Origin of the sequence: Microbulbifer epialgicus, from assembly GCF_041447265.1 — a bacterium.
In the GTDB taxonomy this organism is placed as follows: Bacteria; Pseudomonadota; Gammaproteobacteria; order Pseudomonadales; family Cellvibrionaceae; genus Microbulbifer; species Microbulbifer epialgicus.
On the sequence record NZ_JBGMEK010000028.1, the window covers coordinates 1 to 12,650 of the forward strand.

The following is a 12,650-nucleotide window of genomic DNA, read 5'->3' on the forward strand; positions in this document are numbered from 1 at the left end:
TGGTCATGGGTCATCTCTTTTTTGTTAATGGTAAAGAAATGACACAGAATTCTGAACACTACCGCTCCAAACGGTTAAGCTCTGATCTTCCTTGTTGTCGGTAGGCGCTCCACTCCGGCTCTTAAAAGAGCCCTCCTCTATAGTCAATCGCATTAGCGCTGTGCCCTTGCGTTCCTGGATGTTGGGAGGGCGGACCTGCTCCCATCGGTCAGGCTCAATATCGTTCATTATGACTTTAAAAGCCTCATCGAACTCCCGGGAGTCATGCACACGTTCCCCACGGCAAAACAACACTGCCGAGCGATAGTTGGCACTGTGGTGAAAAGCAGATTTTGCCAGCACCCATTCATCGTATTGTGCAAATGAAATACAGATTGTTTCCCCCGCATCTACCAGCTTCTGCAAACGGCTTTTATTTGCCACATGGAAATACAGGAAGTCTCTCTTCCGCCATACAGTCAATGGAATAATGACCACCTCCCCATTCTGTATAAATCCAACATGGCCGAGCTTTAGCTCATCTACCAGCTGATACACAACCTCCCTTTGATAGCTGGCTCTCTTTGCCGCCCGGCGTATCCTGCTCTTTGCAGTGGCAGGCAACTCAGGGCCAAAATGATTGGTAGTGTCCATAGAAACCTCCTTACTAACCGCTGCTCATTCAATCTATATCGCCAATCTAAGAAGTTACTGGTACTCTGAAAAGGTCCAGTTTTTGCTCTTTCATGGTGCCAGTTTTGAGTGTTCCAGACTTCACTGACCTAACCCTGGATCGGGCCCAACCACTACAGGCCCAGCTGTATCGAATGCTTGTACAGCGCATTTGCAGTGGTCGGTTGAGCACCGGCAGTAAATTGCCATCTTCCCGCAGAATGTCGGCGTCTCTGGGAGTGAGTCGCAATACCATTACGCAGGTATTGGAACAGTTAAAGGCCGAAGGCTTCCTCACCAGTAGATCTGGTCAAGGCGTGTTTGTCTGTGCATCACTGCCGCCACATGTGGAAGCCCCCCAGCGAATGAGCTGGCAATCGGATACTGATCATCCGCCACAGCTGTCAACTTTCGGCGAATCGTTAAGAAATGCACCGCTTGTCAGGGAGAAGCTATTGCCCTTTACACCGGGATTACCGGATCTCGATAGCTTTCCTTTTCATCTATGGAATCGCCTCTATCGGCGGCATCAAGACAGAACGGCACTCATCGGCTATGGCCCCAGTCAGGGCTATCAGCCATTAAGACAGGCATTGGCAGAATACTTACGTAACTCCCGGGGAGTCCGCTGTAGCGCCGAGCAAATCATTATTACTAACGGTGCCCAGGAGTCCTTGAGTCTCTGTGCACAAATCATACTAAATCCGGGGGATACCGTAACCATGGAAAACCCCGGCTACAGACGAGCACGCATCGCTTTTCAATCTGCCGGCGCAGACCTCCATTTGGCAGGACTAAAAAATGGCTCTCTGGATGTAGAATCACTGACAAAGCACAATCACACCGCCAAGCTTCTCTATACCACCCCTACACACCAATATCCGATGGGTGGAGTAATGCCTGCCAGTGACCGCTTAAGGCTGCTGGACTGGGCAGCAAGCTCTGAAGCCTGGATATTGGAGGATGACTACGACAGCGAATTCTCATTTGTACACAAACCCGTGGCAGCGCTGCAAGGAATGGCGGAGGACACACCTGTACTTTATATGGGCAGCTTTAGCAAAACTCTTCAGCCCGGTATTCGTCTGGGCTATATGGTGGTTCCCAAATCAGTGATACAGGTATTTAACCACGCCAAAGAGATGCTATCTGGTCACTCACCCCTTCTTTCCCAGGCCATAGTTGCCGACTTTATTGAAGAGGGACATTTCGTACGACACCTGCGTAAAATGCGCATCAACTATCGGGAAAAATGGCTGCATTTTTGCGATTTGGCACGACATAAACTTGAACCCCAGGCGCAACTCATCGCAAGTAGTGCCGGAATGCACCTGGTACTCGCCACGCCCGGCAGGAATGACCTAGAACTGTCAAAGAAATTAGCCGAACACCGCATCGGTAGCACTCCACTTTCTTTTTTCTATCCCGGAAAATCCTTGAACCATGGCCTGGTATTAGGGTTTGCCAATACCAGTAAACAGCAGCGAGAGGACTGTATAGATCTTCTGCAGAGTTTTTTGACAAACTCATCCAGCTAGCAAACTTTCAATATCACTATTATTGGCAACAGCATTTCTATGTTATGACCAATAGAAAATACTGTTAGTGCACCTCCTATGCACACTCACCCTGCACATGCCTGATCAACCCTAGCCTGAAGTTATCCACACTTTCCTATTGCCGATAAAGACAACAACTGGGATAGATACACGCTGAAATAGCGAACTTTTTTTGGCACAAGTATTGATCTATGGGAATCGAATTCAACTAGGATAGGATTTATGCACAATTCCAGCCAAACTTTAGATACTAGCCAAACAAAAACGGCAACCTCGTCAACTGCATGGCTAGCCATGATAAGCCTTTTTTTAGGCGCCGCCTGTGTCCAACTGGTCATTACGCGCTACCTTAATGGCGAGGTGGCACCGCAGGCCTTTGCAGCCACCTTAGAGCAACTTATTCGAACGGAAAAAGCCCCCGCAACCATTCAATCTTTAGCCATATTTTTTACCCCGCACATCACCAGCCTGACCTACTCACTGCATTTTTTCATTCTACTTGCCGGGGTACTCTTGATATTGCGGATATTAATGCCCCTAGGCGCCCTATTCATGTTTGTGAGCTTCATAGTATTATGGGGCTTTACTTATACGGGCGAAAATAGCTGGTTCTTTGAATTTTTATCACCGGCGTTGTATGCATTAGTCTTAGCGGTAAGCAGCTATAGCCTCACCCCAAATATTCAGAAACCATCCGATCACCCCTCATCTCATCCAACGCCCTATTACCAGCGTCTATTGGGCGGTATTCTGGCACCCGATATAAGCTTTTTGTCCTGGTGCTTCTGGGTGATTGTGGCATCTAGCGTGCTGTTTGCGATATTTTTGATGTCGCGCAATGGCGGCAATCACATACTTCTAGCCAGCCTATTATCCAGTATCACCATTGCCGTCTTAGCAATACTTTCGAAATTTTTAGACCGATATCGCGTAGTCGCACAGACACAACAATCCAATCTGCTGGTAGGGCGTTGGATTAACCTGTTCACCATCACCATTGGTGTTATGTTGATTTTCCAGGTTTATGAAGACAGCTTACTGAACTGGTTTACCGTAGAGGGCTATAGGGGACTGGTGAACTCCTATGTAGAGTACGGAAACACCCCGTTATGGTTTCGCAACGCATTAGCTTGGGTTGCAGAACATGCCAATATTTTTATGCCCATTCAAAGGGTTTTCGAAGTCTCTGCTGCAATCTGCATGGTCATATTAGTTTTTCGTTTCCCTATTGTTCTATTGACCACCGGGCTATTCGCCATTCTTTCCTTTACCGAATTCGGAGTAACCAATATTTGGCCCCCAGCACCTGGCAAGCCCCCGGCCTGGGTGTTTGAGCTACTACTCACAACGTTAGTGAGCTTAACCTGTGGCCTCTACTATCTTTTTGATGCTTTGAAATACAAATCCTGGCATTACTGGCTGCTTGGCTCCAAGGTGTTTGAATCCATATCTAACCTGGATAAACGCCTACTTTTTGTCTTATTTTTCATCTTGGAAATAATTTTATTTTCTGAAGGAGCCATCAGTAAAGAAAACGATATACTGGCATTACATTTTGCAGCACTCGCACTGATTCCTTTATTTTATATATTGATACTTATAGATATCGTTAGAAAAGATATCACAAAGCTCTAACCATCAATTAGATTTAAACTTGGTTAAAATGATATCTGGCCAGGCTCAACTCCTCACTTTATCATTCACATATTTAATCCGTAGAAAAAAATTCGTTAAAAATACAACATGAGGATAAAGCACCCCATTTGATAAGCCGCTACTTTAGCTAGAACAAACTAATGCTATAAAACCACTTTTAAAGGCAAATATCTATTGATACCTGCCAAATAGCACATAAAGAATTTTTAAAAAAATTATCTGATAAGCGTAATTTCTGTGCCGCTTTCACTCTGATCAACCCAGGTCCAGCGGGCACTGGGATTAACGTCAGGGAAATAAATATAGTAATCGCCGGAGAGTGGAACTGCCGAAAGCTTAACAGTACTGTTTACACCTATACAGCCGCTTGTATCGCTAACGATATAGAATAAATCTGATATCTCTCCACTCGTTTTTGGTAAGTCATCATAAAATTCGGCAGTGTCTATCAGAGGCTCTTTTTCATCTACAACAAATAATATTTGATCTGCCAGATACTGTTTGACCTTAATTATGTCTTTATCTTCCAAGCAATTTTGATTATTATTTCCGAATCCCTTGAAGTGTAAATTAAGATCATACCTATCAGCTTCCGTCTTTGTATCAACCACTTCGGGCAAGCCAATACCCTCATCATTGGTCTTCATATAAGTCCCAGAAGGACTGACGAGATAGACCCTATCAACACCCACACCTGCAGCCTTTGATTGACTGGCGCAAACCAACCCTGCAGCTAACAATATAAATTTAAAATTAGATCGAATATTCATTTTCCCAGCATCCTTTTTTACATTTAATCTAAAATTATATTGATTCCATCATCATACTTGATTTTAATTCGATTATTTTTTAATTGAGTAGATCCAGAAAAATAACTTAAAACTGACGAATACCTCACAAAGATAACAGAACCACCAAGCTAGACCCGATATATCAGAAAATGGAAGATACGCAGGTGTAACCACTTAAATTAAACATAACACGACGACATAAGCTTCGAATAAAAGCGATTTTTAAGCTAAGAAACAATATAGAAAATATTGTAATCAGTCTGCATTCCAGGAAAATCAAACTAAAATTAGAAGAAGATATAGTAAGTTATGAGACTAAGTTAGACACTTCGCAATTCTAAAAGATTTCGCATTCGCTTAGAAAGTAGCAGAATTTTATCAATGGTTGATCTCGCCCCAGTTTTACCCAAAAAGAAAAAATGGCCTCCCGGAAGGGACTCTGAGAGATAGTTTTCAGAAGTCTTAACTAAGCGCTTTAGTTCTTCCCAACGTGTTAGAGAAAGCTCCTTAAAGCTCTTATCTCTTAGCACTTCCCTAATTAAAACTCGACTTCTAATAAATGCCCAGTCGGCTGTATTTAGCAGTACGTTTTCCGCATCACAAAGTGAATCTCCGTGGATAACTACAGGAAAGGGATAATCTTCATAACCAAAAGTATTAGCTGACTGGATGCTTCCTTGAATATCATCAATAAAGCGGTTCTTCTTATACATTAAACCGGTGCCAATCAAGCCTACTGGTGTGGCCCCCAGCATACGCTCTCGATAGACTTCTTTCTTTAGAATAGGATGGCCATTATATTTACCTTGATCTTCCAAAGCTTGAAAAAACCAAGGATATAGACATTCTCGATTGGCTAAGCCCTCGGGTGTCATGGTGATATTTTCTGCATTAGCTTTTGGCATAAAGCCGGGAACTGCAGGATCTCCAGACATTGCGACAAACATAGCAATTGAAATCTTCTTTCCAATAACCTCCTTCCCAAGAGCTCCGGCAATCTTACATCCCATACTCCAGCCGCAAACGATCACCTCATGTTGTAAGTTATTCCTAGAAACCACCTCGTCAATCACTTCAGCGACTTGCTTTCCCCAATCGGCAATCGTAAAGCTGGGATAGAAGCCATCAAAAACCTTATTGGCAATTGGGAAAGAGACAGCCAGGAAGGGATGGCCTGAGCGATGAACCCAGTAACTGATAAAATCCTCTTCCCTGGCCTCAGGACAGCCATAGAAGATACGTGCCAGATGAGAGCTACCCGGTATGAACACCATTAAAGGTTTGGATTTTTCCGCAGCAATATATCGGTAAAGAACAGGAAAGCCAGCTGCAGAGCCCAAGACTTCCCCTTCTTGCAATATCCCAGGCTGTATTTTTTTCATGCCGTTACCAAGACTGAAGCCCTACAGGCACGCTTCGATACAGGATTAAAGAAACCACTATAGAGATGCTGCACCAGCCTGATTAACCCGGCGCTTTGCCCCAGACTTCCTCTAGTCGCTGATCTCGCCCACAACGGAATCGGTAGTATTTATAGCGCAATGGATTACGCTGGTAATAATCCTGATGGTAAGCTTCCGCAGGATAAAATGTAGCTGCGGGTTTTATCTGGGTCACCACTTTCTTGCCTAGATCTGCCTCTACTTCCTTCTTACTTTCCTCGGCCAGTTGTTTCTCTTCTTCATTGCCGTAGAAAATTTCAGCGCGATACTGGTCACCCCGATCACAGAACTGTCCACCAGCATCAAATGGGTCCACATTGTGCCAGAAGATATTGAGTAAATCTGAGTAACTCACTTTGTTAGCATCATACTTAACCTGAACCACCTCAGCATGACCGGTATCACCAGCGGAGACCTGATCATAAGTGGGATTCTTCACGTGACCACCGCTGTAACCTGAGGTGGTTTCCAGCACGCCATTTACTTTGTCATATGGCGGTTCCATACACCAGAAACAACCACCGGCAAAAATAGCGGTACGGATATTTGGGGAATCCTGGGCATATCCGAGGGTGGCAGCCAGAAGGATAAACAGAGCAAAGACGCCGCGCATAACTAATTCCTGTGGACAATTCTATTGATAGGTAATCTTCTGTCGGCTTACAATGTGAAACTCTTACAGTGTGACAGTGCCCTGGCAGGCACGCAGGAAAATTTCGCGATATTCTACTGCATTGAAAGACATGGGATTACTGGCTGCAGACGGATCTTCTGCAGCCATACGTCCAATCTTATCGGCATCATCGCTACCAATACCAATTTCTTCCAAAGTATGAGGAATACCCAGCTGCTTACGCAGGCCAATAACCCAGTTAAGCACTGCATCAAAGCCGTTCTCAAACATCTCTTTCCCCGTCAATTGCAAAGAGAGCGCCAATTGTCCCATGGGAACCTCTATAGCGGGCCTGTTCGCAACAAGGACATAGGGCATCAAAATGGCATTGAGTAAACCGTGATGTTTATCGTAAAGGCCACCAAGTGGATGTGCGAGTGCATGAATGGCCCCCAAACCACGCTGGAAGGCTGTAGCCCCCATACAGGAGGCGACCAGCATCTGCTGGCGTGCCGTCAATTCGGTACCAATCATGTAGGCTCGCGGGAGGTATTCCTTAACCAGCCGCATACCCTGCAGGGCAATTCCCTCAGCCATGGGGTGGTACATAGTGGAATAGTAGGATTCCAAGTTGTGGGAAAGAGCATCCATCCCGGTCGCTGCGGTAATTTCTGGTGGTAATCCCAAGGTAAGTTCAGCATCCAGAATCACAATATCCGGCAAGATATTGGGATGGAAAATCAGTCGTTTGATTTGTGCAGCTTTATCGGTAATCACAGCTACACGCCCCACTTCCGAACCGGTTCCGGCAGTGGTGGGTACGGCAATCACAGGCACCATACCATTGGGATCAACACGTTTGTAATTATCACCAATATCCTCAAAGTCCCAAATGGGCCGGCTCTGCCCCGCCATTAATGCGATCGCCTTGCCGGCATCAATCGCTGAGCCACCACCAAAGGCAATGACTCCATCGCAATTTTTACCCCTTAAAAGCTCGACGCCTTGATCAATATTCTCACTATTAGGGTTGCCTTTTATCGCTGAGAAAACTTCTAGTTCTAGGCTTTTTCCCCGACAGGGAGTATAGGCACGCTCAATCAGTGGCATAGTGGCAAGACCGGGATCTGTCACCAGTAAGGGGCGCTGTATATTCAATTCAGCGCAGGCCTTGGCAAGATCCGCTATTCGCCCGGGTCCAACCCAAATATTGGTAGGGAAATTCCAGTTTACCCGGTATTTATCCACACTTGCCTCTCTATTTATCCAGTCCAACCAATGCCCTCAATGACTTTCTGAAAACAGCTAATCTGCAACCTGTAAACGGGGCTTTATTGAGTTAACCAAATTAAAAACCAAAGTACGGTTTATCAAGTTACAATCTTCCCAGTACCCTATTCCAAAATGATCTTCACCATTTGCCATAGACCAAATCTCTCCACACATCCCTTCATCTTCATAGCTCAGAAAATAGCCGGAAAATTGTCCCAGTTGAATTGCGGTAAGGGCTGCCTCACCCTCGTCGTAGTCATTCAGGAAAGTTTCAGCTTGTTTCTGTGCAGTTATCCCTTGAGAAAACCCTATTTTCAGTTGCGCATTGCTACACCGTTTCCTTAGCTCCATGCCCCATTCTCCATCAACCGTCTGTATGTACCACTTTTCCGGCAGGTCTATTGAATAATTTTCTAGCTCGTATTCTGCGGCACTAATCAATAACGGAGAAAAAAATGACAATACTATGCAACAATATATGTACTTCACCTCAACACCTCCACCCAAATATCCACTCTATATAACTTGTAACTCACTAACTATTAAACTGTATGAACTTTCATTGTGATAGATTCAACCACTTCGATTACCGGCGAGAAATCCACCGAATTACAGTCACTTTGAAAGTGCGCAACCAGTAAATCGATTCCATCGCCTAAAAACCAGTTTGCCATACACTTTCCTTTCGATTTAAAAGTGACGAAATAACCGGAATAATTACCAATCTGCACTGAAGAAACCGGATGTTCCAATGGATGTTGTTCTAAAAATACGTCAGGATCGCCACCATCTTTTAATAATCCTTCTCTCAAAATGTAAGCCATTAAGTTACCGGTACCTTTCTGCCAAAATTGAATTCCTATATTGTTGTAAGGGTCTTTGTACCTTGACCACCCACCGGGAACATCTAAAGTAATATTTTTATAAAGATAAGGTTCCGCTTTTAGCACCAGTGAATTGAGTAAAAGTAACCCTGCAACACAACTTTTAATCAACCTCACAGAAATTCCCTCTTTAACGGTTCCCTAGCCTTGAATTTTAAAGTGAAAGGACTTAGGTCTAGTTAACTGCTCAAATCCAATCCGGGACAAAGTACACCCCCTTCCGGACCGCTTTACCCCGGTCCAGGCCAACTCTGGGTCGAGGTAATCACACCGATTAAGGAAAACTGTGCCGGCCTGTAAATGATCCCCAATTGCCAGGGCGACCTCTTCATCTTGTGAAAAAATTGCTGCGGTAAGGCCAAACTGGCTGTTATTCATAAATTCTAGAGCCTCACCATCATCATGCACTTTTTGCACCCCCAATACCGGGCCAAAAGATTCCTCGCGCATCAATCGCATTTTGTGGCGTACTCCAGTGAGGAGCTGTGGCGCCATATACTGGGTGCCGCGTTTATCCAGGGGGAAGTCACTGGTGCTCAGATGGGGCTGGGCACCCTCCACGACCGCTTCGTCAATTTGAGCACGTACCCGGTCAGCAGCTTCAGCACGAACCAGAGGCCCCAACGTGGTGTGTGGATTATCCGGACGCCCGAGCTGATATTTGCTAACCTGAGCAACGGCTCGCTCTACAAATTCATCAAATAGTTTTTCTTGAACATAGGCACGCTCAATGCCACAGCATGACTGTCCAGAATTGAAAAATGCGCCATCGACCACTGCCTCGACCGCTTGCTGAAGATTCGCATCTTCTCGCACATAAGCTGGGTCTTTCCCGCCCAATTCCAAACCCACCTGGATAAAGCGGCCCGCCACTGAGTGCTCCAATTTCGCTCCAGCATCTACAGATCCGGTAAATGCGATATGCTGAATTTCCTCAGCGCATGCCAGCCTCTGGGTATACGCATGATTCAGGTGCAGGAATTGGAACACTCCATAGGGCAATCCCGCCTCCCTAAAAGCCTCAACCATACGCTCTGCACAAAGAGGGGTTTGCGCTGAATGCTTTAAAATTACTGCATTACCCGCCAATAATGACGGCACTACGGCATTTACAGCAGTCAAATAAGGATAATTCCAGGGGGCTATTACCAGGGAAACCCCCAAAGGTTCTCGACGAATAAACCGGGAGAATCCCGACTTGGCTGATAGTTGGATATCTGCGAGGGCCTCTTCCGCAATATCTGCCATGGCTGAGGCGCGCTCGGCAACGCCCTCAATTTCCCCCGGTGCATAGCGAATGGGACGCCCCATCATCCAGCAGATTTCCTCTGCCAGACGATTCTTTCGATCAAGAAAGAATTCCACCGTCCTGTGCACAATTTCAACACGCTCAGAAATCGGCGTTAACCGCCAAGCTCGCTGGGTGGCGATAGCCCTATCCAGAGCCACACGAACTTCCGCTTCTCCAGCCAGGGCTCGCTCCAGGTAAATACTGTTATCAACAGGGGAAATACATCGCAAGTGGTGCATATTGAATCACTCCCTGATAACCGGCGCTTATTTGCCTAAAACCAGTGCATTTCAATTCCGGAAACACACTTTTATTGCGACACTAAAAATTCGGCGCCTACTTTAATTAGCGACGAAATAAGGGTATTAATTTTGGCTTAAATAATTTCGAAATATCGGTCCAATTCCCAGTCACTCACATGGCGCCGGTATTCACGCTCTTCCCATTCACGGCTTGCGGCAAAGTGCTCGATAAATTCGCTGCCGAATAACTCCTTAGCGGCCTCTGAACTTTTCAGTCTCTGGGCTGAATCCCACAGGGTGGCCGGCAAGGCCTGCTCTGCATCCGGCGTCAAAGCATAGGCATTGCCATCAATCGGGTCGCTGGGTTGCCACTGTTGCATAACGCCATAAAGACCTGAGCCCAATGCTGCGGCCAGGGCGAGATATGGGTTGGCATCGGCCGCCCCTAAGCGATATTCCACTCGCTGGGACTTTGCGCTGCCGGGAATAGCCCGCAGTGCAGTAGTGCGATTTTCCACTCCCCAGTTCGCACCGGTAGGTGCCCAGAAGCCCGGAACCAAACGGCGATAGCTATTGACGGTAGGGGCCAACAAAGCCAGGAATTCCGCCATAAGCCGCTGCTGGCCGGCAATAAACTGGCGCATCGTTTCACTGATTCCCTGGGGCCGTTTTTCGTCTAAAAAAGCTGAGTTGCCACTACTTACGTCGCGCAGGGAAAGATGAATATGACCACTCTGCCCGGGATAATCGCTGGACCAACGCGACATAAAGGTCGCCATCAGTCCCATGCGCTGGGCCAAGACTTTCATAAAGGTCTTAAATAGTGCGGCCCTATCCCCAGCTGACTCTGCATTATCCACTGCAATTGCAGCTTCCAACACTCCGGGGCCAGTTTCCGTATGCAGGCCTTCCAACGGAAAATCCATACGCTCCCCCATATCCAGGATTTCCCGATACAGTTCTGAGTGCACAGAATTGCGCAACATGGAGTAACCAAACCAGTCCGGCGTGAAGGGTTTGAGATTGCGAAATCCCTTATCGCGCACTGAGTCGGGGGTTTCATCGAACAGGAAGAATTCATATTCCAGGGCGGCAAAGGGCTCCAGTCCCATTGAGCGACAGCGCTCTATTATTCGTCGCAGGACCGCGCGGGGACACACTGCCTGGGCGCGCCCATCGAACTCAGCCAGGAACAACAGCATATTCTCCTCGAAGGGAACATCCCGACAGCTATCCGGCAGGATTCGCACCGGCGCATCCGGATAGCCAGTGTGCCAGCCGGTATAGCGGGTATTGTCATACAGCTGGTCTTTCACATCCCAGCCCAGCACCACGTCGCAGAAGGAAAACCCCTTTTCCAGGGAGGAGAAAAACTTCTCGCGGCTCATGTATTTGCCACGCATGACCCCGTCGACATCAAACAGGCCCACTTTGACATGACTCAGGCCACGCCCTTCCACAATCGCACGGGCCTCCTGAACGGTTTTAACCTCCCGAGCTTCGACCATGGCCGTCCCTGCCCCATTGTTGTTATCAGTGACTTACAGGATAGACCCGCCAGCCAATTCCTGACGCCCGATCTGTCCCCTAAGGGCGCGACTTTCAGCCATGCCTAACTGCATATATAATCCGCGCTGCAAATTTTTCGTTTTACCCAGCCAGGACCAGCAATGAGCTTCGACAAGATCCCCGCAGGTAAGGACCTGCCCAACGATATCAACGTAATCATCGAGATCCCTGCCAACTCCGACCCCATCAAATACGAGGTGGACAAGGACTCAGACGCCGTATTTGTGGATCGTTTCGTTGCCACTCCGATGTTTTACCCGGCTAACTACGGCTATGTGCCCCAGACCTTGTCTGAAGATGGTGACCCTCTGGATGTACTGGTAGTTGCCCCTTACCCGGTAATGGTCGGTTCCGTAGTGCGCTCCCGTGTTATCGGCGTACTGAAAATGACCGACGAATCCGGAGTTGACGCCAAACTGCTGGCAGTGCCGCACACCAAATTGACCAAGCTGTATGATCACGTTCAGGATATTGGTGACCTGCCAGAACTGCTGATCAAGCAGATCGAGCACTACTTCGAAAACTACAAGGCTCTGGAGCCAGGCAAGTGGGTGAAAGTGGAAGGTTGGGCCGATGCTGAAGAAGCCCGCAAAGAAGTACTTTCCTCTCGCGAGCGCTACCTGAAAGAAGAGGGCTAAGAGTCACTTCTTTTAACCCGGCGATACAGCGAATTGCCGGGC

The 12,650-nt window shown here is 47.0% G+C and carries 12 protein-coding genes; 3 read left to right on the top strand and 9 right to left on the bottom strand.

What is annotated here, in order from left to right:
• Positions 1-24: 24 nt before the first annotated feature.
• The gene (locus ACCI49_RS13160) at positions 25-633 is read right to left on the bottom strand and encodes a pyridoxamine 5'-phosphate oxidase family protein (RefSeq protein ID WP_371839474.1); all 609 of its coding nucleotides are present in this window, start codon (positions 631-633) and stop codon (positions 25-27) included.
• Between the two features lie 104 nt (positions 634-737).
• On the opposite strand from ACCI49_RS13160, the gene pdxR reads away from it, so the two are divergent.
• Together pdxR and ACCI49_RS13170 are read left to right on the top strand one after the other, a co-directional pair.
• The gene (gene pdxR / locus ACCI49_RS13165; RefSeq protein WP_371839475.1) at positions 738-2,189 is read left to right on the top strand and encodes a MocR-like pyridoxine biosynthesis transcription factor PdxR; all 1,452 of its coding nucleotides are present in this window, start codon (positions 738-740) and stop codon (positions 2,187-2,189) included.
• Between the two features lie 243 nt (positions 2,190-2,432).
• Positions 2,433-3,845: a hypothetical protein gene (locus ACCI49_RS13170; RefSeq protein ID WP_371839476.1), complete on the top strand. Its 1,413-nt coding sequence runs from the start codon at positions 2,433-2,435 to the stop codon at positions 3,843-3,845.
• 236 nt (positions 3,846-4,081) lie between these two features.
• Here the strand turns inward: ACCI49_RS13170 and ACCI49_RS13175 are convergent, their stop codons facing one another.
• From ACCI49_RS13175 to ACCI49_RS13210, 8 genes are all read right to left on the bottom strand, one after another.
• Positions 4,082-4,636, bottom strand: a complete 555-nt coding sequence (locus ACCI49_RS13175; RefSeq protein ID WP_353375965.1) for a hypothetical protein — start codon at positions 4,634-4,636, stop codon at positions 4,082-4,084.
• Positions 4,637-4,977: 341 nt separating this feature from the next.
• Positions 4,978-6,039: a hypothetical protein gene (locus tag ACCI49_RS13180; protein WP_371839477.1), complete on the bottom strand. Its 1,062-nt coding sequence runs from the start codon at positions 6,037-6,039 to the stop codon at positions 4,978-4,980.
• A gap of 82 nt (positions 6,040-6,121) precedes the next feature.
• Positions 6,122-6,712, bottom strand: a complete 591-nt coding sequence (msrA, locus tag ACCI49_RS13185; protein WP_371839478.1) for a peptide-methionine (S)-S-oxide reductase MsrA — start codon at positions 6,710-6,712, stop codon at positions 6,122-6,124.
• Between the two features lie 63 nt (positions 6,713-6,775).
• The gene (locus ACCI49_RS13190) at positions 6,776-7,960 is read right to left on the bottom strand and encodes an iron-containing alcohol dehydrogenase (protein WP_371839479.1); all 1,185 of its coding nucleotides are present in this window, start codon (positions 7,958-7,960) and stop codon (positions 6,776-6,778) included.
• A gap of 57 nt (positions 7,961-8,017) precedes the next feature.
• Positions 8,018-8,473, bottom strand: a complete 456-nt coding sequence (locus ACCI49_RS13195; RefSeq protein WP_371839480.1) for a hypothetical protein — start codon at positions 8,471-8,473, stop codon at positions 8,018-8,020.
• A gap of 53 nt (positions 8,474-8,526) precedes the next feature.
• Entirely contained in the window at positions 8,527-8,985 is a 459-nt protein-coding gene (locus ACCI49_RS13200; protein ID WP_371839481.1) for a hypothetical protein, read from the bottom strand.
• 24 nt (positions 8,986-9,009) lie between these two features.
• A complete protein-coding gene (locus ACCI49_RS13205) occupies positions 9,010-10,398 on the bottom strand; it encodes an aldehyde dehydrogenase family protein (RefSeq protein ID WP_371839482.1) in 1,389 nt (462 codons plus the stop codon).
• Between the two features lie 137 nt (positions 10,399-10,535).
• Positions 10,536-11,909: a glutamine synthetase family protein gene (locus ACCI49_RS13210; protein WP_371839483.1), complete on the bottom strand. Its 1,374-nt coding sequence runs from the start codon at positions 11,907-11,909 to the stop codon at positions 10,536-10,538.
• Positions 11,910-12,071: 162 nt separating this feature from the next.
• On the opposite strand from ACCI49_RS13210, the gene ppa reads away from it, so the two are divergent.
• Positions 12,072-12,608 carry an inorganic diphosphatase gene (gene ppa / locus ACCI49_RS13215; RefSeq protein WP_371839484.1) on the top strand — a complete coding sequence of 179 codons (537 nt, stop codon included), beginning with the start codon at positions 12,072-12,074 and terminating at the stop codon, positions 12,606-12,608.
• Positions 12,609-12,650 lie beyond the last annotated feature (42 nt).